This window comes from Streptomyces sp. WP-1 (assembly GCF_030450125.1).
Classification (GTDB): Bacteria; Actinomycetota; Actinomycetes; order Streptomycetales; family Streptomycetaceae; genus Streptomyces; species Streptomyces incarnatus.
In genome coordinates this window covers 1,881,377-1,903,445 of record NZ_CP123923.1, presented here as the reverse complement: position 1 = coordinate 1,903,445, position 22,069 = coordinate 1,881,377, and the positions used below count along the sequence as shown (strand labels likewise).

At 72.8% G+C, this 22,069-nt stretch carries 20 protein-coding genes; 6 read left to right on the top strand and 14 right to left on the bottom strand.

What is annotated here, in order from left to right:
* Position 1 precedes the first annotated feature (1 nt).
* Entirely contained in the window at positions 2 to 409 is a 408-nt protein-coding gene (locus tag QHG49_RS08080) for an SSI family serine proteinase inhibitor (protein WP_301488181.1), read from the top strand.
* A gap of 38 nt (positions 410 to 447) precedes the next feature.
* Here the strand turns inward: QHG49_RS08080 and QHG49_RS08075 are convergent, their stop codons facing one another.
* From QHG49_RS08075 to glgX, 3 genes are all read right to left on the bottom strand, one after another.
* The gene (locus QHG49_RS08075) at positions 448 to 1,701 is read right to left on the bottom strand and encodes a M14 family zinc carboxypeptidase (RefSeq protein ID WP_301488179.1); all 1,254 of its coding nucleotides are present in this window, start codon (positions 1,699 to 1,701) and stop codon (positions 448 to 450) included.
* A gap of 447 nt (positions 1,702 to 2,148) precedes the next feature.
* A complete protein-coding gene (gene treY / locus QHG49_RS08070; RefSeq protein WP_201300694.1) occupies positions 2,149 to 4,518 on the bottom strand; it encodes a malto-oligosyltrehalose synthase in 2,370 nt (789 codons plus the stop codon).
* Between the two features lie 98 nt (positions 4,519 to 4,616).
* Positions 4,617 to 6,725, bottom strand: coding sequence for a glycogen debranching protein GlgX (glgX, locus tag QHG49_RS08065; protein ID WP_301488176.1), 2,109 nt, complete (start codon positions 6,723 to 6,725; stop codon positions 4,617 to 4,619).
* Positions 6,726 to 7,005: 280 nt separating this feature from the next.
* On the opposite strand from glgX, the gene QHG49_RS08060 reads away from it, so the two are divergent.
* Both QHG49_RS08060 and QHG49_RS08055 read left to right on the top strand, forming a co-directional pair.
* On the top strand, positions 7,006 to 8,244 hold the full coding sequence (locus tag QHG49_RS08060; protein ID WP_145486537.1) for an SAV2148 family HEPN domain-containing protein: 1,239 nt from the start codon (positions 7,006 to 7,008) through the stop codon (positions 8,242 to 8,244).
* A 156-nt stretch (positions 8,245 to 8,400) separates the two neighbouring features.
* On the top strand, positions 8,401 to 9,123 hold the full coding sequence (locus QHG49_RS08055) for a 3'-5' exonuclease (protein WP_301488173.1): 723 nt from the start codon (positions 8,401 to 8,403) through the stop codon (positions 9,121 to 9,123).
* Between the two features lie 38 nt (positions 9,124 to 9,161).
* On the opposite strand, the gene QHG49_RS08050 is transcribed toward QHG49_RS08055, so the two are convergent.
* The gene (locus QHG49_RS08050; RefSeq protein WP_145486535.1) at positions 9,162 to 10,025 is read right to left on the bottom strand and encodes an aminoglycoside phosphotransferase family protein; all 864 of its coding nucleotides are present in this window, start codon (positions 10,023 to 10,025) and stop codon (positions 9,162 to 9,164) included.
* A 303-nt stretch (positions 10,026 to 10,328) separates the two neighbouring features.
* On the opposite strand from QHG49_RS08050, the gene QHG49_RS08045 reads away from it, so the two are divergent.
* The 3 genes from QHG49_RS08045 (at position 10,329) to QHG49_RS08035 (ending at position 12,685) form a co-directional block, all read left to right on the top strand.
* Entirely contained in the window at positions 10,329 to 10,880 is a 552-nt protein-coding gene (locus QHG49_RS08045; protein WP_301488170.1) for a DUF1697 domain-containing protein, read from the top strand.
* Between the two features lie 24 nt (positions 10,881 to 10,904).
* Positions 10,905 to 11,921, top strand: coding sequence for a ketopantoate reductase family protein (locus tag QHG49_RS08040; protein WP_145486533.1), 1,017 nt, complete (start codon positions 10,905 to 10,907; stop codon positions 11,919 to 11,921).
* A 440-nt stretch (positions 11,922 to 12,361) separates the two neighbouring features.
* Complete coding sequence (locus tag QHG49_RS08035) at positions 12,362 to 12,685, top strand: hypothetical protein (RefSeq protein WP_145486532.1); 324 nt, start codon at positions 12,362 to 12,364, stop codon at positions 12,683 to 12,685.
* Positions 12,686 to 12,704: 19 nt separating this feature from the next.
* On the opposite strand, the gene QHG49_RS08030 is transcribed toward QHG49_RS08035, so the two are convergent.
* The 10 genes from QHG49_RS08030 to QHG49_RS07985 all read right to left on the bottom strand — a co-directional run bounded on the left by QHG49_RS08030 (position 12,705) and on the right by QHG49_RS07985 (position 21,978).
* Complete coding sequence (locus tag QHG49_RS08030) at positions 12,705 to 13,442, bottom strand: sirohydrochlorin chelatase (protein ID WP_159706071.1); 738 nt, start codon at positions 13,440 to 13,442, stop codon at positions 12,705 to 12,707.
* A 5-nt stretch (positions 13,443 to 13,447) separates the two neighbouring features.
* The gene (locus QHG49_RS08025) at positions 13,448 to 14,338 is read right to left on the bottom strand and encodes an ABC transporter permease (RefSeq protein WP_145486530.1); all 891 of its coding nucleotides are present in this window, start codon (positions 14,336 to 14,338) and stop codon (positions 13,448 to 13,450) included.
* Positions 14,325 to 15,104, bottom strand: a complete 780-nt coding sequence (locus tag QHG49_RS08020; RefSeq protein ID WP_159706073.1) for an ABC transporter ATP-binding protein — start codon at positions 15,102 to 15,104, stop codon at positions 14,325 to 14,327. Before QHG49_RS08020 ends, QHG49_RS08025 begins: the two co-directional genes overlap by 14 nt.
* 31 nt (positions 15,105 to 15,135) lie before the next feature.
* Positions 15,136 to 16,248, bottom strand: coding sequence for an aliphatic sulfonate ABC transporter substrate-binding protein (locus QHG49_RS08015; protein ID WP_301488160.1), 1,113 nt, complete (start codon positions 16,246 to 16,248; stop codon positions 15,136 to 15,138).
* A gap of 218 nt (positions 16,249 to 16,466) precedes the next feature.
* Positions 16,467 to 17,801, bottom strand: a complete 1,335-nt coding sequence (locus tag QHG49_RS08010) for a sulfate adenylyltransferase subunit 1 (RefSeq protein WP_301488158.1) — start codon at positions 17,799 to 17,801, stop codon at positions 16,467 to 16,469.
* Positions 17,802 to 17,803: 2 nt separating this feature from the next.
* A complete protein-coding gene (gene cysD, locus QHG49_RS08005) occupies positions 17,804 to 18,739 on the bottom strand; it encodes a sulfate adenylyltransferase subunit CysD (protein ID WP_145486525.1) in 936 nt (311 codons plus the stop codon).
* Complete coding sequence (gene cysC / locus QHG49_RS08000; protein ID WP_301492738.1) at positions 18,736 to 19,293, bottom strand: adenylyl-sulfate kinase; 558 nt, start codon at positions 19,291 to 19,293, stop codon at positions 18,736 to 18,738. Before cysC ends, cysD begins: the two co-directional genes overlap by 4 nt.
* Positions 19,294 to 19,394: 101 nt before the next feature.
* Positions 19,395 to 20,105 (bottom strand): phosphoadenylyl-sulfate reductase, encoded by a 711-nt coding sequence (locus QHG49_RS07995; protein ID WP_301488155.1) that lies wholly within the window; start codon positions 20,103 to 20,105, stop codon positions 19,395 to 19,397.
* Entirely contained in the window at positions 20,102 to 20,284 is a 183-nt protein-coding gene (locus QHG49_RS07990; RefSeq protein WP_301488153.1) for a hypothetical protein, read from the bottom strand. The genes QHG49_RS07995 and QHG49_RS07990 overlap by 4 nt, the downstream gene beginning before the upstream one ends.
* The gene (locus tag QHG49_RS07985; protein WP_159706081.1) at positions 20,281 to 21,978 is read right to left on the bottom strand and encodes a nitrite/sulfite reductase; all 1,698 of its coding nucleotides are present in this window, start codon (positions 21,976 to 21,978) and stop codon (positions 20,281 to 20,283) included. The genes QHG49_RS07990 and QHG49_RS07985 overlap by 4 nt, the downstream gene beginning before the upstream one ends.
* Positions 21,979 to 22,069: the final 91 nt, after the last annotated feature.

Genomic DNA, 22,069 nt, shown 5'->3' with positions numbered 1-22,069 from the left:
CATGACGTACTTCACCAGAGCGACCGCGGCCGCCGGCGTGCTGCTGGCCACCGCCGGTCTCCTCGCCGCGGGCCCCGCCCAGGCGGTACCCCATCCGCACGGCAACCGGCTGCACCTCACGATCACCCGCTCGGGCCTGCGGGCCGACAGCGGCCGCAGCGCCCTGCTGCGCTGCCTGCCGCCCCACGGCCATCCGTACGCGGCCGAGGCCTGCGCCGAACTGGCCGTCGCCCGCGGCGACATCGACCGCATCCCGGCCCGCAAGGTGTTCTGCCCGCGGATCTACTCCCCGGTCACCGCCACGGCGCGCGGCCGCTGGAACGGCCGGCTGGTCGACTTCCGGCGGACCTACACCAATTCCTGTGAACTGCGGGCGCGAACGGGGTCGGTCTTCGACCTCGGCGACTGACCGGCGGCCCCCAGGCGCCGCCCGTCCGGCCGGTGTCCCTACTGATACGCCTGCTCCCGGGCCTGCCGGGCCGCCAACAGCACCGTGCGCGACTGGTGCTCCACCTGGTGGTCCAGCGGCACCCAGCGGGCCCGGAAGCGCTGGGCGAAGGCGTCGGACCAGGCGGCCACGAGCCGTTCGAGGTCCGGCGCCGCCCGGTCGCCGCTCTCCCGCAGTACCCGCAGCAGCATCGCGGCCGCCCGCAGCGGCAGCCGCCGCCCGAACGCGTCCACGCTGCCGACGTACGCCATCGTGGTGGCGGCCGGCGCGGTGTGGATCCAGTCCGCGGCCAGGCCCGGGATCAGCTCCAGCGCCCAGCGCGCGGCCCGCAGCAGCGGCCCCTCGGCGCCGTCGAGCCGGGGCAGCGCCTCCGCGAGCACCCGCTCCACCTCCAGCGAGTCCCGCAGCAGCCGCCGGGCCAGGCGCCGTATCGCCGCCGCCGGTGCCGGGTGCGGCGCCGGGTCGTCCACCAGGTCGCTGGCCCACATCGGCACCTCCACCACGGCCGTCAGACCCCCGTAGCGATGCGCGTGGTACCAGGTGCTGTGCCGGGCGTCGTCCGGCATGCTCGGGTAGGCCACGCCCGTCTCCGGGCCCGGCATCACATGCACCCCGGGCCCGGACGCCGGCCAGCCCGCGGCGTCCGAGGCGCCGGTCTCCACCGGGATGTGCAGCTGGGCCGCCGACTTGGCGAACGGCTCCGCGAGACCCGGCACGTCCCGGGTCAACTGCACCCAGCTGCCGCCCAGATCGGTGCCGTGCAGGGTCACCTGGAGGTAGGGGCGCAGCTCGTCGATCACCCCGGTCAGCGCCTGGGTCTCGGGCGGCAGCCGGTCCGGGGGCAGCACGGACGGCGACCACTCCGGCTGCTCGGCGCCCGTGGGCCGGTAGAAGCCGAGGTGGTAGTCGAGCAGGCTGCGCGGGGCGGGGGTGACATGGAGGGCGGCGCCGTCCGGGTCCGCGCACAGCAGGAAGTGCCAGGAGATGCCGGAGCGCAACTCGGGTTCGGCCAGGACCCGTTGGGCCAGTACCCGCAAAGTGGAGCCGCCGGTGGGCTCGTTGGCGTGGGCGCCCGCCACCACCAGCACCGACCGCCGTGCGTGCCCCACCGACAGCAGGTGCAGGGGACGCCCCGCGCGCGAGCGGCCCACCTGCCGCAGCGCGCACAGCCCGGGTTCCGAGGCGGCCAACGCCCGTGCGGAGGCCACCAGTTCGGGAACGCTGGGATAGCGCAGCTCCGGCAGGAGACTCACCCCCGATTCGTCCGCCCTGCTTCGCCCTCCCAGTCCCGCACGGTGCGCGGTGGCTGTCAAGCGTGTGGCCGGATGCCCGGGCGGCATGTGCCGACCGGAGCCGGGGCCACCGCACGCACGGCGCTCACCGCTGGTGCGGCCCCCGCCCCGCGAGCGTCGGAAACACCTCGCCCACCGCCTCCGGGAGCCACCCGTGCACCATCCCGCACCATCCCCTTCGCCGACGCGGGCAACGGCATGCCACGCACGGCAGGCTCATGCCCCGCCCCCGCCCCCGCCCGCGCCCCTGCGCCTCGGCCTCGGCCTCGGTGAGAGGTCCGCGAGTCACGGGGGGCGGGGGCCCCGCCGTGATCGCCCCGGAGCCGCCGCCCGCACGGCGCTGTTGTGCTCCCGGCGGCCCGCCGACCCACCCGTGAGCGGTGGTCCGGCGGTCCGAGTGGCTGTTTCTCATTCCTCCGTGAGGCGTTCCAGCAGCGCGACCGGCTGGGGTCCGAACAGGTCCGCCAGGCGTACCCGGCCGGTGAACTGCCGGGCCGGGTCCAGGACATCGCCCCATCGGCCGGGGGGCAGCGGGAGGCTCGTGTCCTGCCAGCCGCCCGATCCGGTGAGCCGCAGCGAGAGCCGGGTCACCGCTGTGATCACCTCCCCGGAGCGGGCGAAGGCCGTGCAGTGCTCCGCCGCCGGGCCCTCGGCGGCCAGCGGATCGTAGGTCGCTGACGCCCCGAAGGCATCGGGCCTGCGGGCGCGCAGCCGCAGCGCCGCCCGCGTCAACGCGGCCTTCTCGCCCGGGTTCTCGGGCGGCAGGGCGGCCGGGCGGCGGTTGTCCGGGTCCACCAGCGCGCGGAACTCGCCCTCGGTGCCCTGGTAGACGTCCGGGACGCCCGGCATCGTCAGGTGCACCAGGGCCGTGCCGAGGACATTGGCGCGGATGTGCGGCTCCAGCGCCTTGCGGAAGGCGGTCACGCGTTCGCCGGGCGGCCCGCAGGGACCGGCCGCGGCGAAGGCGGTCACCGCCTCCTCGTACGGCGTCTCCCGCTCGGTCCAGCTGGTGTACATGCCGGCCTCGCGCACATGCTTCAGCAGGTACTGCCGCACCCGCTCCTCGTCGGCCGGGCCGAGCCCGAACACCGTCTGCCAGGCCGCCCAGGCCAGCTGCCCGTCCGGGGTGCCCTCCTCGGCCCGGGTCAGCTCGGTCACCAGCTCCGCCCAGCGGCCGGGGCATTCGGTGAGGACGGCGAGGGCCGCGCGGACGTCGGCGCTGCGCTTGGTGTCGTGCGTGGTGACGGCCGTACCGGTGAGCGGCCGCTCGTCCTGGACGCGGGCGCAGTACATGTGGAACTCGCGCGGGGAGATCCCCGGCCGCCCCGGGTCGCCGCCCACCTCGGTCGCCGACAGCAGCGGCACATAGCGGTAGTACGCCGTGTCCTCCACCGACTTGGCCCGCAGCGCGGAGGCCGTCTGCGCGAACCGGGTGCGCAGTTCGAGCCGGTCGGCGTGGTCCGGCGCGGCCGGGTCCCCGGGCGCCTCGACGAGCAGCTGCCGTACGACGTCGACGGCCGCCGCCTCCTCGGGGACCACGAAGGCGAGCCGGGCCTCCTCGGCGGCCTCCTCGGTGACGACGGCGGCCGCGTCCCCGGAGGCGTAAGGCCGGTAGACCCGCATCCGGACCAGGAGTTCCTCCAGGGCCGTGCGCAGCGCCCAGGGCGCCCGGTCGCGCAGCGCGAGGTCGGGGGAGTGGGCGCACAGCCGTGCCGCGACCCGGGTGAGCCGCTCGGTCTCGGTGGCCAGCTCGTGCGTGAGCACCTTGTAGGCGGCCCGGCGGACCGTGGCGTCCCAGACACCGCCCCGGTCCGACTGCGGGGCCGCGAACCGCCGGTACTCCGTGAGGAGCTCCACCGCCCCGTCCGGGTCCGTGAACAGGCCGTCGACCCGGCGCAGCGCGTCGTAGCCGGTGGTGCCCGCGACCGGCCAGGAGGGCGGCAGCCGCTCGTCGTCGGCGAGGATCTTCTCGACCACCGTCCAGCGGCCGCCGCTCGCCTCGTGCAGCCGGGCCAGATAGGCGTCGGGGTCGGCGAGCCCGTCGGGGTGGTCGACGCGCAGCCCGTCGGCCACGCCCTCGTCCAGCAGCTGGAGGATCTTGGCGTGGGTGGCGTCGAACACCTCGGGGTCCTCCACCCGCAGCCCGATCAGCTCCGAGATGCTGAAGAACCGCCGGTAGTTCAGCTCGGTCCGGGCGAGCCGCCACCACACCGGGCGGTACCACTGGGCGTCCAGCAGCTCGGGCAGCGCCAGCCGCTCGGTGCCGGCGCGCAGCGGGAGGACCTGGTCGTACAGGCGCAGCGTGTCGCCGTCGACCCGGAAGTGTCCGAGCTCGGTGCCGAGCGGGCCGCCGAGCACCGGCAGCAGCACCCGGCCGCCCCCGGCGTCCCAGTCGATGTCGAACCAGCGCGCGCAGGCCGATTCCGGTCCCTCGCGCAGCACCTCCCACAGGGCGCGGTTGTGGCCGGGCGCCATCGCCATGTGGTTCGGCACGATGTCCAGGACCAGGCCGAGGCCGTGCTCCCGGGCGGTCCGGGACAGCGCGCGCAGCCCCTCCTCGCCGCCGAGTTCCGCGCGGACACGGGTGTGGTCCACCACGTCGTAGCCGTGCGCGGAACCCGGGACGGCCTCCAGGACGGGGGACAGATGCAGATGGGACACGCCGAGCGAGGCGAGGTGGGGGACGGCCGCCGCGGCGGCCGAGAACGGGAAGGCGGGCTGGAGCTGGAGCCGGTAGGTGGCCGTGGGCACCCCCGGTCCGGGTCGCGCAGAGGTCATGGGGACCTACGTACCCGCCCTGCCGCGTTTCGTGTCACCCGGACCGGGCCGGTGGGTGAGGCGGCTCATCCGCGCTCACCCACATGGCCTACACCGCGCTACGCCGGACGCTGGAGGACCATGAGGCTGCGGTCCTCCAGGGCCAGCCGGTCGCCCGCCCCCGCCTTCGCCCCCGAACCCGGCGGGATCCCTTCGGCGCGGGCCGTGTCGACCACCACCTGCCACTGCCGGCCGTGGTTCACCGGCACCCGGAAGTCCAGCGGCTCCGGGGAGGCGTTGAACAGCAGCAGGAAGGAGTCGTCGGTGATCCGCTCGCCGCGCGGGCCCGGCTCGGAGATCGCGTTGCCGTTGAGGAACACCGTCAGCGCGGAGGCCTCCGCCGCGTCCCAGTCCTGCTGGGTCATCTCCGCCCCTTCCGGAGTGAACCAGGCGATGTCGGACAGCCGGCCGTGGCTGCCCTCCACCGGGCGGCCGTGGAAGAAGCGGCGGCGGCGCAGCACGGGGTGGTCCCGGCGCAGCCACACCATGGTGCGCACGAACTCCAGCAGCTCCCCGCCGTCCTCGGGCCAGTGCAGCCAGGAGATCTCGTTGTCCTGGCAGTAGGCGTTGTTGTTGCCGCGCTGGGTGCGGGCGAACTCGTCGCCGTGGCTGATCATCGGCACGCCCTGGGACAGCATCAGCGTGGCGAGGAAGTTGCGCGTCTGGCGGGCGCGCAGCGCGAGCGCGTCCGGATCGTCGGTCTCGCCCTCGGTGCCGCAGTTCCAGGACCGGTTGTGGCTCTCGCCGTCCCGGTTGCCCTCCTCGTTGGCCTCGTTGTGCTTGTCGTCGTACGACACCAGGTCGCGCAGCGTGAATCCGTCGTGGCAGGTGACGAAGTTGATGGAGGCCAGCGGGCGGCGGCCGTCGTCCTGATAGAGGTCGGAGGAACCGGTCAGCCGGGAGCCGAACTCCGCGAGCGCGCTCGGCTCCCCCCGCCACAGGTCCCGTACGGTGTCACGGTACTTGCCGTTCCACTCGGTCCACAGCGGCGGGAAGTTGCCCACCTGGTAGCCGCCCTCGCCCACGTCCCAGGGCTCGGCGATCAGCTTGACCTGGGAGACCACCGGGTCCTGCTGCACCAGGTCGAAGAACGAGGACAGCCGGTCCACCTCGTGGAACTGCCGGGCCAGCGTGGCCGCGAGGTCGAAGCGGAAGCCGTCGACATGCATCTCGGTGACCCAGTACCGCAGCGAGTCCATGATCATCTGAAGTACGTGCGGGGACCGCATCAGCAGCGAGTTGCCGGTGCCGGTGGTGTCCATGTAGTAGCGGGGGTCGTCGGTGAGGCGGTAGTACGACGGGTTGTCGATGCCCTTGAAGGAGAGTGTCGGGCCCAGGTGGTTGCCCTCGGCGGTGTGGTTGTAGACGACGTCCAGGATGACCTCGATCCCGGCCTCGTGCAGCGCCCGCACCGCCGACTTGAACTCCAGCACCTGCTGGCCGCGATCGCCCCAGGAGGCGTACGCGTTGTGCGGGGCGAAGAACCCGATGGTGTTGTAGCCCCAGTAGTTGCTCAGGCCCAGGTCCACCAGCCGGTGGTCGTTGACGAACTGGTGTACGGGCATCAGCTCCAGCGCGGTCACACCGAGTCTGGTCAGATGCTCGATGACCGCCGGGTGGGCGAGCGCCGCGTACGTGCCGCGCAGCTCCTCCGGGAGCCCCGGGTGCCGCATGGTCAGGCCCTTGACGTGGGCCTCGTAGATCACCGTGTGGTGGTACTCGGTGCGCGGCGGACGGTCGTCGCCCCAGTCGAAGTACGGGTTGATCACCACCGAGGTCATGGTGTGCGGCGCCGAGTCCAGGTCGTTGCGCCGCTCGGGCGCGTCGAAGTGGTAGCCGTACACCTCCTCGCCCCAGCGCACCGCGCCCGCGACCGCCTTCGCGTACGGGTCGAGCAGCAGCTTCGCCGCGTTGCAGCGCAGCCCCCGCCCGGGGTCGTAGGGGCCGTGCACCCGGAATCCGTAGCGCTGCCCGGGCATCACCCCCGGCAGGTACGCGTGCCGCACGAACGCGTCGCTCTCCCGCAGTTCCACCGCCGTCTCCGAGCCGTCGTCGTGCAGCAGACACAGCTCCACTCGGTCCGCGGCTTCGGTGAAGACCGCGAAGTTGGTGCCGGCGCCGTCATAGGTGGCGCCGAGCGGATACGTCTCTCCAGGCCAGACCTGCATGGCAATGACTCTCCCAGGTGGGCGGGCCGCCCGGGGGCCGGTCCGCGCGACGGCACGAAGTCTCCCCGAAAGCAGGAACGGGTCCGGCCGGGTACCCCCGGCTATGAATCCGCTCACTCCTCGTGTGCGGACGGTGGGGAACGGCCCGGAAACGCCAAGCAGTTGAGCAAAGCAGGCGGGGAACCGACCTGTCCATCCGGCTGCACCGCGCAGCGCTCCCGGAGTACCCTTCCTTGATCGTTGAGACGGGAAAGGCCCGGGGACGGAAGGCGGTGCACGGGTGGGCTCGGGAGGGCTGGAGCTGCCCCCTGGTGGCGAGGGTCACGAGGGAGACTCCGCGGACGTCCCGCCCGGCGCGGTGTCCCTGGCACGGCCGATGGACGCGGGTTCCATCGGGCCGGAGCTGGACTGGGGCGCGGACGCCTGGCACGAGGTGCGCACCCGCGCCCAGCGGGCCGGCCGGGCCTACATCTGGCTGAACCTCGTGGAGCAGCGGCTGCGTTCGGTCGTCGCCGCCGTCCTGCGGCCCGTGTACGAGCCCGTGCACGGCGACGAGTGGGTGGTCGCCGCCGCCGGACCGGCCGGGCAGGAATGGGTGCAGCGCGCGGTCGCCGTGCGCGAAGTCAGCCGCCGCAAGGGCTACTTGCTCGACCCGGCCGACGACAACGTGCTCAGCTTCCTGACGCTGCCCCAGCTGCGCGAGCTGATGGTGCAGCACTGGCCCTGCTTCGAGCCGTACTTCGACGAGCGCCGCGACCTCGAACTCGCCCTGGACGAGCTGGAGGTGACCCGCAACGTCGTCTCCCGCAACCGCGCCCTGTCCCAGGCGGTGCTCGGCCAGGCGGAGCGGGCCTCGGCCCGCCTCCTGGAGATGCTCGGCGCGGGCGGCGACGTGCCCTCCGCGCGCCGGCTGCCCGTCGACGCGGTCGAGGACCTGGTCGGCGACCGGTACGCCGATGTGGTCGCCGTCCACTCCGACCGGGTGCGGCTGATGCGCCAGTTCCCCGCCGAGGACATCTTCGGCGGCGCGCGGCGCCTGGACGCCATCGGCATCGGCCTCAACCTGCTGGTGCAGAACTTCTCCGGGCGGCGCCTGGTCCGGCTCGCCGAGTCCGGCTGCCGCATCCGGCTGCTCTTCCTCAACCCCGCCTCCAGCTCGGTCAAGCGCCGCGAGCGCGAACTCGGGATGAAACGGGGCGAACTGAGCCGCTCGGTCGAGATGAACATCCTGCACATGCGCCGGGTGCGCTCCCGGCTGCGCGACCCGGACGCCTTCCAGATCCAGGTGTACGACGAGACACCGCGCTTCACCGCCTACCTGGTGGACGGCGACGGCGCCGACGGCATCGCCGTGGTGCAGTCCTATCTGCGCGGGGCGCGGGGGATGGAGTCGCCGGTCCTGGTGCTGCGCAACGGCAGCCGCCTGGTCACCTCCGACGACGCGGGCGAAGCCGGGCTGTTCCCGACCTACCGCGAGGAATTCGAGCTGACATGGGCGGATTCACGCCCTGTGTCCTGATCCGTCCCTCCTGTCCGCGCCGCCCCTGCCGTCCGTGTCATCCCTGTCGGCCCTGTCGTCCGTGCCGAAAAGCGGAAGGCGGTCCTCTGATTGTCAGTGCCCCGTGCGAGGGTGGAGACCACTGGGGGAACGCACCATCGAGAAGGGGGACCGCCCATGGGCTGGCACCAGGAGCTGCTGGTCGGCTTCGACCTGGAGACGACCGGCACGGATCCGCGCGAGGCACGCATCGTCACCGGCGCGGTGATCGAGGTCAGGGCCGGTGAGCCGCTGGGCCACCGGGAGTGGCTGGCCGATCCGGGCGTCAAGATCCCGGCCGACGCGGTCGCCGTGCACGGGATCAGCAACGAGCGGGCGGCCGCCGAGGGCGAGCCCGCCGACCGGGTCGCCGACGCCATCGCCGAGGCGCTGGTGTCGTACTGGAAGACGGGCGTCCCGGTGGTCGCCTACAACGCGGCGTTCGACCTCACCCTGCTCTCCGCCGAACTGCGCCGCCACCGGCTGCCGTCGCTCGCCGACCGCCTCGGCGGGACGGCCCCCGCGCCGGTGATCGACCCGTACACCATCGACCGGCGGGCCGACCGCTACCGCCGCGGCAAGCGGAACCTGGAAGCGGTCTGCGCCGAGTACGGCATCGTCCTGGACGCGGCGCACAACGCGTCCGCCGACGCCCTCGCCGCGGCCCGCCTCGCCGCCGCGATAGCCGTCCGCCACCCCAAGATCGCCGCCCTCGGCCCGGCCGAACTGCACCGCCGGCAGATCGAGTGGTACGCCGAATGGGCGGCCGACTTCCAGGCGTTCCTGCGCCGCAAGGGTGACGCGACGGCGGTGGTGGACGGGCTGTGGCCGCTGCGGGACCTGACGCCCGAGACGGTGTGACGAGGACCGTCCGGCCGATGTGACCACGGCCGATGTGATCAGAAGGGGTACCAGCGCACCGACTCGTCCCCGTCCCGCAGCGACGCCACCCGGCGGCGGAACTCGGCCAGGGCCTTGGGATTGCTCGGCGCGTGCTGGGAGACCCAGGCACAGCTGGCCGTCTCGCGGGCGCCGCGCAGCACCGAGCAGCCCTCCCACTCCCGCACGTCCCACCCGTAGGTCTCGGTGAAGGCGTCGTACGACGCGGCGGGCAGCCCGTACCGGTCCCGGGAGAGGGCCATCACCACCAGGTCGTGCTCGCGCAGATCGGCGGAGAAGGTCTCCAGGTCCACCAGGACCGGACCGTCGGGCCCGATGTGGACGTTGCGGGGCAGCGCGTCGCCGTGGAGGGGACCCGGTGTCAGACGGGGCGTCAGCGCGGCCGCGGCCGCGGCGAAGCCGTCCCGGCGCGCCCGCAGGAAGGCCGCGTCCTCGGGGTCGATCGCCTCGCCCGCCAGCCGCAGCCAGCGCTCCACCCCGCCCAGCAGCTCCCGCCGCGGCAGCGCGAACGGCGCCGCGGGCAGGGCGTGCACCAGGCGCAGCAGCCCGGCCAGGTCGCGCGGCTCGGCGGGGCGTACGGCGTCCGGCAGCCGGTGCCACACCGTCACCGGATGACCCTCGACCAGCCGCGGCTCCGGCTCGGCCGCCCGCACCGCCGGCACGCCCGCCCCGGCGAGCCACCCGGCGATGTCCAGCTCGCGCCGGGCCCGCTCCAGCAGCTCGGCGTCGCGCCCCACCTTCACGACCAGGTCACCGGCGGCGAACACCGCGTTCTCGCCGAGTGCGAGCAGCGTCGCGTCCCCGGCCCCCGCCGCGGGCACGCCCGCCGCGGCCAGTACGTCCCGCGCCCGTGCCTCGTCCATCGTGGTGCCTCCGTGCCGCCGTCTTCTCCGAGCCGTTCCGGGGAGAGCCGGCGCCGCCGTTCCCCCCGGTCAGTCTCCCATCCGGGCGGCCCGGCACCCGCCGGGCGTCATGGGATGTCCGTTCCGCCGTCAGAGATCCACTTTGTGATTACGAAAGCTTGTTGAACAAGTCACAGCTGTGTTCAGAGGTTGATCCGGCCCCCGCCGAACCGGCATTGTTTCGCGCAGCCCGCCCCCCGGGGGCCGGGCTCCGGCCGTCGTGCCCGCCCCCACGGGGCACGACGGCCGCTCTAAGCTGAGCGCGTGACGACCTATGCGGCGCTGTTGCGCGGGATCAACGTCGGCGGGAACCGTAAGCTCCCGATGGCCGACCTGCGCGCCCTGCTCGGCACCCTCGGCCACACCGGTGTGCGCACCCATCTCCAGAGCGGGCAGGCCGTGTTCACCGCCGACCGGGGCGACGAGGAGTCCCTGGCAAGGGAGTTGAGCCGGGCGATCGAGGAGCGCTTCGGCTTCCCGGTGGACGTGCTGGTGCGCGACCACGCCTATCTGGCCGAGGTGGTCCGCGCCTGCCCCTTCCCGGCCGCCGAACTGGAAGCCAGGCAGCTGCACGTCACCTACCTCTCCGCGCCCGTCACCCCCGACCGTTACGCACACCTCGACCAAGTCGCCTACCTGCCCGAGGAGTTCCGCCTCGGCGACCGCTGCCTGTACCTGTACGCCCCCGACGGCCTCGGCCGCTCCCGGCTCGCCGAGGCGCTCGGCCGCCCGCGGCTCGCCGAGGACCTGGTCGCCACCAGCCGCAACTGGAACACCGCGGTGAGACTCGCCGAGCTGACCGCGCCACCGGCGTGACGCGGGTGTGATGGGATCGGGGCCATGCGCCACATCGTGATCGGAGCGGGAGCGGTCGGCGGGGCCGTCGGCGGGCGGCTGGCCCAGGCCGGGCGCGAGGTCGTCCTCGTGGCCCGGGGCGGGCATCTGAGGGCACTCGCCGAGCACGGGCTGCGGCTGCGCGTCCCCGAGGGGGAGTCGGTGCACCGGCTGCCGGCCGTCGAGGGCCCGGAGCCGCTCGGCGAGCTGCGCGCCGACGACGTCCTGCTGCTCGCCGTGAAGACCCAGGACACCACGGCCGCCCTGGACACCTGGGCCGCCGCCCCGGTGACCGGCGGCGGCACCGCCGGCGAACGGCTGCCGCTGCTCTGCCTCCAGAACGGCGTGGAGGGCCCCCGGATCGCGCTGCGCCGCTTCCGCCGGGTGTACGGCGTCTGCGTCTGGCTGCCCGCCACCTTCGTGGAACCCGGCGTCGTCTCCGCCCCGGGCGCCCCGCTCACCGGCATCCTCCACCTGGGCCGCGCCGAGGGCGGCACCGACGACACCGCCCGGCGGATCGCCGAGGACCTCACGGCCGCGCGCTTCGAGGCGCCGGTCGTGCCGGACGTGGCCCGCTGGCAGTACGCCAAGCTGCTCGGCAACCTCGCCAACGCCCAGGAGGCCCTGAGCGGCCCCATCGAGGGGGCTGCCGCCGAGGGGCTGTACGCGAGGGTACGGGCCGAGGGGGAAGCCGTGCTGGCCGCCGCCGGGATCGCCCACGCGAGCGTCGGGGAGCAGCGGGCGGTGCGCGGCGACAAGGTGAACCTGGTCCCGCCGGCGGGCGCCCCGCGCGGCGGCGGCTCCTCCTGGCAGTCCCTCGCGCGCGGCACCGGCAGCATCGAGGCGGACTACCTCAACGGCGAGATCGCCCTCCTCGGCCGGCTGCACGGCGTGCCCACCCCGCTGAACGAACTCCTCCAGCGCCTCGCCCGCACCTTCGCCCGCGAGCGCCGGGCGGCCGGCTCCCTGCCGCTCGCCGACCTGGTCCGGCTGGCCGACGAGGCGCGGGAGGCGTCGGCCTGAACCACCGCCGAAACGAAAGGCGAGCGGCCGCGAACGGTGAACTCCGCTTCCGGTGAACCGGAGTTCGATCAGACACCCGCCACAGTGGCCGATAACCGCCCCTGTGGAGCGCCGACATGACCGTCCCCTGTGACATCCGCGTCCCCCGGGACGCAGAACGGAGTGCCGTCGCGGTCCGACGTCACAGGGGAACGCCGGACCGCGACGGCTTTTACCACGGGCCTCACTCGTACGGGGACGGCTCCGCGAACAACGCGACAAGTCCGCCCCGTTGTCCCTAGGGTGAGGCACGCCGGACGGCCGGAACGACACCGCTCATCCCCGCAGCGGAGCGTGTGCCCACCGTTCCGCTACCGCGTCCGGGGCCGTCGACGGACACCCGGCCACCCGCGGGAGTGGCGATTTTCGGCCTACCTCCGATCCACGAGCGAGGACAGGACATGAGCACCTACGATTACGGACACCCCAACAATCCCGGACAGTACGGTGAGTTCGTCGGCCTCGACCTGACCCACGGCACCCCGCCGCTTCAGGCCCTGATCGCGGTCTCCGCCCGGCTCACCGAGGCGCTGCGCAGGGAGTGCCCCGGGCTCGTCCGGCAGGGCCAGATCATCGAGGCGGCGTTCGCGGAGTCCGCCGACGACGGGCTGCCGCCCAACCGCGGCCGCATCCGCTCCGCCCTGGACGACATCTGCATCGGGGCCTCGGCCGGCACCGCGAGCCTCGCCTACACCCGGCAGCTGGTGCAGGCCCTCGGGCTGTGACAGCGCGCGGAGGTTCCCCTCAGGCGCCGATCGCCTGGAGCGCCGGGCGGCACGCGGCGTCGTACCGCCGCAGCAGCAGCCGCGCCACCTCCGGCGCGGGCCCCAGCACCTCGGCGAGGACGTCCGCCCCGGCCGCGCCGCGCGCGATACGGTCCGGCAGGAAACCGGGGGCGAGGACGTACGGCGCGACGGCGACCCGCGCGCAGCCGAGCGCCCGCAGCTCCCGTACGGCGTCCTCGGTGCGCGGCAGGCGGGCGGAGGCGAACGCGGGCCGCACCGCGCACCAGCCGGTGCGCCGCCACTCCCGCGCGATACCGGCGATCACCGCGATCGCCTCCGGGTCGCTGGACCCCGCCGAGGCCAGGACGACCCCGGTCGAGGACTTGTCGGCGGGGCTGAGCCCGGCCTCGTACAGCCGTCGCTCCAGGGCCGTCAGCAGCAGCGGCGACGGGCCGAGCACGGCCGCCTGCCGGATCCGCAGCCGGGCCGGCGCCGCCCGCAGCACCGCCGGGATGTCGGCCTTCGCGTGGAAGGCGCGGGTGAGCAGCAGCGGCAGCGCCACCACGTCCCGGGCGCCCTCCGCCGCGAGGGACTCCAGCACCCCGTGGACGGAGGGCACGTTGAAGTCCAGGAAGCCGGTCTCCACGCGCAGCCCGGGGCGCTGCGCGCGCACCCGCTCCACCAGGGCGTGCACGGTGGCGGCGTGCCGCGCGTCGCGGCTGCCGTGGGCGATGACGAGGAGCACGGGCGCTTCCATACGGTTCAGCCTTTCACCAGCAGGCCGCGGCTGCGCAGCACCCACCGCTCCAGCGGACTGAAGATCAGCAGGTCGATGGCGATGCCGACGAACAGGATCAGCAGGATGGCCTCGAACACCATGGCCATGTCGCTGGCCGTACGCGCGTTCTCCAGGAGCTGGCCGAGGCCGGTGCCCAGGTCGGGGAAGTTCGCGATGATCTCGGCGGCCATCAGGGAGCGCCAGGAGAAGGCCCAGCCCTGCTTCATGCCGGCCACATAGCCGGGCAGCGCGGCCGGCAGGGTGATGTGCCAGGTGCCCTTGACGCCGGTGGCGCCGAGCGTACGGCCCGCGCGCAGGAACAGCGGGGGCACCTGGTCCACGCCGGACACCAGCCCGTTGGCGATGGACGGCACCGCGCCGAGCAGGATCACCGTATACATCATGGAGTTGTCCAGACCCAGCCAGATCACGGCCGGGGGCACCCAGGCGACCGAGGGCAGCGACTGGAGGCCGGACAGGATCGGCCCGATCGCGGCGCGCACGAACTTCACCCGGGCCACCAGCAGCCCCAGCGGGGTGCCGATCACCAGGGCGAGGCAGAAGCCGAGCAGACCGCGCGAGACGGACGTCCAGATGTAGCCGAGCAGCTTGCCCTGGAGCCAGTCGTCGCGGAAGGCCCCCCAGACCGCGCCCGGCGTGGGCAGCTTGGTCGGGTCGTCCACGATCCTCAGGGTGATCAGGCCCTGCCACACCAGGAGGACGACGACGATCGCGGTGAGCGGCGGCAGGACCTTGTCGACCAGGGTCCTGCGGAAGGGCGTACGACCCGAGGGGGCCGTCTCCAGCGCGTCGAGGCCCGCCTCCACGCTGCCCGCGGCCGGGGCGTCGGTGGTCGTCGTGTCAGTGCTGGCCATGGCGGCGGATCTCCCCACGCAGTACTTCGGTGATCTCCAGGGACAGCTCCGCCACAGGCGCGTCCTCGATGCGGCGCGGCTGCGCGATGCCGACCTCCCACTCGCGGGCCACCCGGCCCGGCCGGGAGGACAGCAGCACCACCCGCTGCGCGAGCCGCACGGCCTCGCGCACGTTGTGGGTGACGAACAGCACGGACAGGCCGGTCTCCGACCAGATCCGGGTCAGCTCGTCGTGCAGCACGTCCCGGGTGATGGCGTCCAGGGCCGCGAACGGCTCGTCCATCAGCAGCAGCCGGCTCTCCTGGGCGAGCGCCCGGGCCAGCGCGACCCGCTGGCGCATACCGCCCGACAGTTCGTGCACCCGCTTGCCGTACGCGCCCTGGAGACGGACGAGTTCGAGGAGTTCCTCGGCCTTGCCGCGCCGCTCGGGTCGGGGAACTCCCCGCAGCCTGAGGGCGAGTTCGATGTTCTTGCCGGCGGTAAGCCAGGGGAACAGGGCGTGTTCCTGGAACATCAGCGCGGGACGGCCGTCGGTGCGGATGGTGCCGGTGGTGGGCTCGTCCAGGCCCGCCACCAGGTTGAGCAGCGTGGACTTGCCGCAGCCCGAGGCGCCCAGGAGGGTGACGAACTCGCCGGGCGCGACATCGAGGCTGATGTCGTCCAGGACGAGCTGGGAGCCGCCCGGCGTGGCGAAGGACTTCGAGACATGCTCAAGGCGTGCGGCGTACTCCACCGACCGCGCGGCCTTGGCGAGGGTCGTGGCCATGGTCGTCACCTCCTGGGACGTCTTCGGGGCGTCAGCTGGTGCCGAGGCCGGCGGCGTCGACCGGGCTCGCGCCCTGGGCCTTGAGCACCTTGTCGAGGATCGTCAGGTCGTAGATCCCCTTGAGGTCCGGCTTCTTCAGCAGACCGGCCTTGACCGCGTGCGCCGCCTCGGTGTCCAGGGTGGCGGCCAGCGGGTCGTCGGTGAACTGGACGGACTTCCACGCCGGGTCGAGCACATCGGCCGGCAGCGCCTTGCCGGAGTCCTCCGCGAGCTGCTTGTTCGCGGCCTGCTTCGCCTGCTCCGGGTTGGCGTTGATCCACTTGTTGGCCTCGACGGACGCCTTCAGGACCGCCTCGACCGCCTTCGGGTGCTCCTTGAGGAACGCCTGGCGCACGATGATGTTGGTGATCACGAACTTGTTGCCCGGCCACAGCGAGGACTCGTCCAGGAGCACCTTGCCGCCCTCGGCGACCAGCTTGGACGCGGTCGGCTCCGGCACCCAGGCGCCGTCGATGGAGCCGGACTTGAAGGCGTCCGGGGTCACCTTGTTGTCGCTGCGGACGACCGTGACATCGCCCTTGCCGCTCTGCGGGTCGACCTTCCAGCCCTGCTCCGCGGCCCAGTTGAGGAACGCCACGTCCTGGGTGTTGCCCAGCTGCGGGGTGGCGATCTTCTTGCCCTTGACGTCCTTCAGGGACGTGATCTTCTTCGGGTCGACGACCAGCTTGACCCCGCCGGACGCCGAACCGCCGATGATCTTCAGGGACTTGCCGTCGGACTTGGTGTAGCCGTTGATCGCCGGGGACGGGCCGATCCAGCCGATGTCGATGGAGCCGGAGTTCAGCGCCTCGATCTCGGAGGGCCCGGCGTTGAAGGTGGCGTAGTCGGCCTTGGTGGCGCCCAGTTCCTTCTGGAACAGGCCCCGCTCCCGGCCCACCAGCGCGGTGCCGTGCGTCAGGTTCGGGAAGTAGCCGATCTTGACGGAGCCGAGACCGTCGATCTTCCTGGCACCGGCGGCGACCTTGGCGGTGTCGTCGCTCTTGGCGTCGGAGCCGTAGCCGCACGCGGCGAGCGTGAGCAGGGGCAGAGCGGCGAGCGCGGCTATCGAGCGGCGCAGGAACGGGGAGTTGTTGATGGCAGGCACGGGAGGGGTTCCTCTCGTTGGCCCGGCGGGTCACGGTCTCTCAGGTCGTGGCCGGGAGGTCGGCAGGTCTTCGTCTGTGGGGGGTGAGGGCGCGCGAGCGGTGCGCGTACGTCAGCGCACACATCGTGTGACCCCGCCCTGTCCGCTGCCGAGGACGCCGCTGCCGACGCGGCCGCCCTCCTTCGCGAACGTGGAGTAGACATCGGGGGAGTTCATGCTCAGAAGTCCCAGCCCTCGTCGTCGGCGGCGACCTTGACGGGCTCCGGCGCGGCGAAGGACTCGCCGACCATGCCCGCGGTGAGGGTGGTGCCGTCGGCGGGGTCGATCAGGATGAAGGAGCCGGTGCGGCGCGAGTCGGCGTAGGCGTCGACGGGCAGCGGTTCGGCGGTACGGATCTTCACCCGGCCGATGTCGTTGGCGGCGAGCTGCCCGGGGTGCGGGTGCAGGGACAGGTCGTCCAGGGTGAGCCGGGACGGGATGTCCTTGACGATCGCCTTGACGGTCCGGGTGCCGTGCTTGAGCAGCACCCGGTGGCCGACGGTCAGCGGGGCGTCGGCGACATGGCACACCGTCGCCTCCACGTCCTGCGTGGTCGGCGGCGCGTCCTTGGCCGGCACGATCAGGTCGCCGCGCGAGACGTCGAGGTCGTCCGCCAGCAGCAGGGTCACCGACTGGGTGGTCCAGGCGACGTCGACCGGCTCGCCCAGCAGGTCGATGCCGGAGATCGTCGTGGTCCGCCCGGACGGCAGCACCGTGACCTCCTCCCCGACCCGGAAGCTGCCCGCGGCGATCTGGCCCGCGTAGCCCCGGTAGTCGGGGTGCTCGGCGCTCTGCGGGCGGATCACGTACTGCACGGGCAGCCGGGCGTGGCAGTGTGCCAGGTCGTGGCTGACCGGGACGGTCTCCAGGTGTTCCAGGACGGTGGGGCCGCCGTACCAGTCCATGTGCGCGGACGGCTCCACCACGTTGTCCCCGGCGAGCGCGGAGATCGGGATCGCGGTGACCTCGGGGACGCCCAACTCGGTGGCGTAGGCGGTGAATTCCTCGGCGATCGCCGCGAAGACGGGTTCCCGGTAGCCGACCAGGTCCATCTTGTTGACGGCCAGCACCACATGCGGGACGCGCAGCAGGGCGGCGATCGCGGCGTGCCGGCGGGTCTGCTCGACCACGCCGTTGCGGGCGTCGACCAGGATCACCGTCAGCTCGGCGGTGGAGGCGCCGGTGACCATGTTGCGGGTGTACTGCACATGGCCGGGGGTGTCGGCGAGGATGAACCGCCGCCGGGGCGTGGCGAAGTAGCGGTACGCCACGTCGATCGTGATGCCCTGTTCCCGCTCGGCGCGCAGCCCGTCGGTGAGCAGGGCGAGGTCGGGCCCGTCCTGGCCGCGGCTCGCCGACGCCCGCTCCACGGCCTCCAGCTGGTCGGCGAGCACCGACTTGGAGTCGTGCAGCAGCCGTCCCACCAGGGTGGACTTGCCGTCGTCGACGGAGCCGGCGGTGGCGAACCTGAGCAGTGTGGTGGCCGCCAGGGCCTCGGTCGTGACAGTGCTCATGGTTAGAAGTACCCCTCGCGCTTGCGGTCTTCCATCGCGGCCTCGGACAGCTTGTCGTCCGCGCGGGTCGCGCCCCGCTCGGTGAGCCGGGACGCGGCGATCTCCGCGATGACGGCGTCCAGGGTCGTGGCGCCGGAGTCGACGGCGCCGGTGCAGGACATGTCGCCGACCGTGCGGTAGCGCACCAGCCGCGTGACGACCCGCTCGCCCGCGCGCGGGCCGCCCCACTCGCCGGCCGTCAGCCACATCCCGGCCCGCTGGAACACCTCCCGCTCGTGCGCGAAGTAGATCGCCGGCAGCGCGATGCCCTCGCGGGCGATGTACTGCCACACGTCCAGCTCGGTCCAGTTCGACAGCGGGAACACCCGGACGTGCTCACCGGGCGCGTGCCGGCCGTTGTAGAGGTTCCACAGCTCGGGGCGCTGGCGGCGCGGGTCCCACTGGGAGAACTCGTCGCGCAGCGAGAACACCCGCTCCTTCGCGCGGGCCTTCTCCTCGTCCCGGCGCCCGCCGCCGAAGACCGCGTCGAACCGCTCCGACTGGATCCTCTCCGTCAGCGGCAGCGTCTGGAGCGGGTTGCGGGTGCCGTCCGGGCGCTCCTTGAGGACCCCCCGGTCGATGTAGTCCTGCACGGAGGCCACATGGAGGCGCAGCCCGTGCCGCTCGACCGCGCGGTCCCGGTACTCCAGCACCTCGGGGAAGTTGTGCCCGGTGTCCACGTGCAGCAGCGAGAACGGCACCGCCGCCGGCGCGAACGCCTTCAGCGCGAGGTGCAGCATGACGATCGAGTCCTTGCCCCCGGAGAACAGGATCACCGGGTTCTCGAACTCGCCCGCCACCTCACGGAAGATGTGCACGGCCTCGGACTCCAGCGCGTCCAGGTGCGACAGGGCGTACGGGCTGTCCGTACCGCCCTGGGCCTCGGCGAGCGTGGTCATATCAGTCCCCTCTCGCTGAGCAGGGCGGACACGGCGGCCGCGGACTCCTGCACACTCTGGTGCTGCGACTCGACGCGCAGTTCGGGCGCTACGGGCTCCTCGTACGGGTCGTCCACACCGGTCAGCCCGGTCAGTTCGCCCGCCGCCTGCTTGGCGTACAGCCCCTTCACATCGCGGACGCTGCACACCTCGACGGGCGTCGCCACATGCACCTCCAGGTACGGGGTGGCGTTCTCCTCGTGCCGCTTCCGTACGGCGTCCCGGCTGTCCGCGTACGGCGCGATCACCGGTACGAGGGTCAGCACCCCGTTGCGGGACAGCAGTTCGGCGACGAAGCCGATGCGCTGCACATTGGTGTGCCGGTCCGCGCGGGAGAAGCCGAGGCCCGCGGAGATGAACTCGCGGATCTCGTCGCCGTCGAGCACCTCGACCCGGCGGCCCCGGGCACGCAGCCGGCCCGCCAGTTCGTGGGCGATGGTGGTCTTGCCGGCGCTCGGCAGACCCGTGAGCCAGACGGTGGCTCCGGTGGTCACGTCGTTCTCCTGGGTCTGGATCTGGGTCTGAGCTTGAGTCTGGGTCTGGGTCTGGGTCTGGGCTTGGATCTGGGTCTGGGGCTGAGTGCGAGTGATCTGCTGGGGCCGCACCTGATGACCCGTCATCCGTGCAGCCCGCACTCGGTCTTGGCGCGCCCCGCCCAGCGACCGGCGCGCGCGTCCTCGCCCTCCAGCACCCGCCGGGTGCAGGGGGCGCAGCCGATGGAGGCGTAGCCGTCCGCCAGCAACGGGTTGGTGAGGACGCCGTGTTCGGCGACGTACGCGTCCACGTCGTCCTGGGACCAGCGGGCGATGGGGGAGACCTTGACCTTGCGCCGCTTCTCGTCCCAGCCGACCACCGGGGTGTCCGCCCGGGTCGGGGACTCGTCGCGGCGCAGTCCGGTCGCCCAGGCCCGGTAGTTCGCCAGGCCCTCCTGGAGGGGGCGCACCTTGCGCAGGGCGCAGCACAGGTCCGGGTCCCGGTCGTGCAGCCTCGGACCGTACTCGGCGTCCTGCTCGGCCACCGTCTGCCGCGGGGTGAGGGTGCGGACGCTGACGTCCATCACCGCCGCCACGGCGTCCCGGGTGCCGATGGTCTCCGGGAAGTGGTAGCCGGTGTCCAGGAAGACCACGTCCACGCCCGGACGCACCCGGGAGGCGAGATGGGCGACCACGGCGTCCTCCATCGAGGAGGTGACGCAGAACCCCTCGCCGAAGGTGTCCACCGCCCAGCGCAGGATCTCCGGCGCCGGGGCGTCCTCCAGCTCACGCCCCGCGCGCTCGGCCAGGTCGCGCGACTCGTCGTCGGTCAGCGGCTTCTGATCCGTCGTCATGTCCGCTCGCCCTCCTGGTCGTCGGCCCGGCGCAGTCCCTGCGCGAGCAGTCCGAGGAACTTCAGCCGGAACGCCCGGTTGCACGCCCCGCACTGCCAGGCCCCATGGCCCTCCTCGCTCGGCCGCAGGTCCTCGTCGCCGCAGTAGGGGCAGTAGAAGGGGGCCGCGCGCTCGCTCACGACAGGGCCTCCTCGGAGGCGCGGGACGCCCAGACGGCGAACCGCTCGCCGTCCGCGCGCTCGGCCAGATAGCGCCGCAGCACCCGCTCGACGTAGTCGGGCAGCTCGTCCGAGGTGACCTTCAGGCCGCGCACCTTGCGGCCGAAGCCCGCCTCCAGGCCGAGCGCGCCGCCCAGGTGCACCTGGTAGCCCTCGACCTGGTTGCCGTCGTCGTCCAGGACCAGCTGGCCCTTGAGGCCGATGTCGGCGACCTGGATCCGGGCGCAGGCGTTCGGGCAGCCGTTGAGGTTGATGGTCAGCGGCTCGTCGAACTCCGGGAGGCGGCGCTCCAGTTCGTCGATCAGGGCGCTGCCGCGCGCCTTGGTCTCCACGATGGCGAGCTTGCAGAACTCGATGCCGGTGCAGGCCATGGTGCCGCGCCGGAAGGAGGACGGGGAGACGGTGAGACCGAGTGACTCCAGGGCCGAGGACAGCGACTCGACCTGGTCCTGCTCGACGTCCAGCACGATCATCTTCTGCTCGACGGTGGTGCGCACCCGCCCCGAGCCGTGCGCCTCGGCCACCTCGGCGATCTTGGCGAGCGTGGTGCCGTCGACCCGGCCGACGCGCGGCGCGAACCCGACGTAGAAACGGCCGTCCCGCTGCCGGTGCACCCCGACGTGGTCGCGCCACCGCCGCACGGGCTGCGCGGGGGCCGGTCCGTCGGTCAGCTTGCGCCCGAGGTACTCGTCCTCCAGCACCTGCCGGAACTTCTCCGCACCCCAGTCGGCGACCAGGAACTTCAGCCGGGCCCGGTTGCGCAGCCGCCGGTAGCCGTGGTCCCGGAAGATCGAGATGACGCCCTCGTAGACGTCGGCGACCTCCGCCAGCGGCACCCAGGCGCCCAGCCGGACACCGATCTTCGGGTTGGTGGACAGCCCGCCGCCGACCCACAGGTCGAAGCCGGGCCCGTGCTCGGGGTGTTCGACCCCGACGAACGCGACGTCGTTGATCTCGTGCGCCACGTCGAGGAGCGGGGAGCCGGAGATCGCGGACTTGAACTTGCGCGGCAGATTCGAGTACGTCGGGTTGCCGATGACCCGGCGGTGGATCTCCTCGATGGCGGGGGTGCCGTCGATGATCTCGTCCTCGGCGATGCCCGCCACCGGGGAGCCGAGGATCACGCGGGGTGTGTCACCGCACGCCTCGGTGGTGGACAGGCCGACCCCTTCGAGCCGCCGCCAGATCTCCGGCACGTCCTCGATGCGGATCCAGTGCAGCTGGATGTTCTGCCGGTCGGTGATGTCGGCGGTGCCGCGCGCGAACTCCTGGGAGATCTCGCCGATCACCCGCAGCTGCCCGGTGGTCAGCCGGCCGCCGTCGATCCGCACCCGCAGCATGAAGTACTCGTCGTCCAGCTCCTCCGGCTCCAGGATCGCGGTCTTGCCGCCGTCGATCCCGGGCTTGCGCTGGGTGTACAGACCCCACCAGCGCATCCGGCCGCGCAGATCGTTCGGATCGATGGAGTCGAAGCCGCGCTGGGAGTAGATCGTCTCAATACGTGTCCGTACGTTGAGACCGTCGTCGTCCTTCTTGAACTGCTCGTTGCCGTTGAGCGGGGTGAAGTGGCCCTGGGCCCACTGGCCCTCACCGCGGTGACGGCTCACCTTGCGGCGGGGCGCGGAGGCGGCGGGGTTCTGTGGGGAGGCGGCCATCGTTACTACGTCCTTCGGACAGGCTGCGGACAGGGAGAAGCGGCTCTGAAAGGCTCTGACCTGCGCGAAAGCGGGCGCGCGGCGTGAGCTT

Bases quoted from the DNA above. Each gene is read 5' to 3' on its own strand.
- QHG49_RS08050 (WP_145486535.1), bottom strand. From the start codon at position 10,025: ATGGACGAGGCACGGGCGCGGGACGTACTGGCCGCGGCGGGCGTGCCC.
- QHG49_RS08025 (WP_145486530.1), bottom strand. From the start codon at position 14,338: ATGGCCAGCACTGACACGACGACCACCGACGCCCCGGCCGCGGGCAGC.
- QHG49_RS08080 (WP_301488181.1), top strand. From the start codon at position 2: ATGACGTACTTCACCAGAGCGACCGCGGCCGCCGGCGTGCTGCTGGCC.
- glgX (WP_301488176.1), bottom strand. From the start codon at position 6,725: ATGCAGGTCTGGCCTGGAGAGACGTATCCGCTCGGCGCCACCTATGAC.
- QHG49_RS07985 (WP_159706081.1), bottom strand. From the start codon at position 21,978: ATGGCCGCCTCCCCACAGAACCCCGCCGCCTCCGCGCCCCGCCGCAAG.
- QHG49_RS08020 (WP_159706073.1), bottom strand. From the start codon at position 15,104: ATGGCCACGACCCTCGCCAAGGCCGCGCGGTCGGTGGAGTACGCCGCA.
- QHG49_RS08040 (WP_145486533.1), top strand. From the start codon at position 10,905: ATGCGCCACATCGTGATCGGAGCGGGAGCGGTCGGCGGGGCCGTCGGC.
- QHG49_RS08035 (WP_145486532.1), top strand. From the start codon at position 12,362: ATGAGCACCTACGATTACGGACACCCCAACAATCCCGGACAGTACGGT.
- cysD (WP_145486525.1), bottom strand. From the start codon at position 18,739: ATGACCACGCTCGCCGAGGCCCAGGGCGGTACGGACAGCCCGTACGCC.
- QHG49_RS07995 (WP_301488155.1), bottom strand. From the start codon at position 20,105: ATGACGACGGATCAGAAGCCGCTGACCGACGACGAGTCGCGCGACCTG.
- QHG49_RS08010 (WP_301488158.1), bottom strand. From the start codon at position 17,801: ATGAGCACTGTCACGACCGAGGCCCTGGCGGCCACCACACTGCTCAGG.
- QHG49_RS08055 (WP_301488173.1), top strand. From the start codon at position 8,401: ATGGGCTGGCACCAGGAGCTGCTGGTCGGCTTCGACCTGGAGACGACC.
- QHG49_RS08030 (WP_159706071.1), bottom strand. From the start codon at position 13,442: ATGGAAGCGCCCGTGCTCCTCGTCATCGCCCACGGCAGCCGCGACGCG.
- treY (WP_201300694.1), bottom strand. From the start codon at position 4,518: ATGACCTCTGCGCGACCCGGACCGGGGGTGCCCACGGCCACCTACCGG.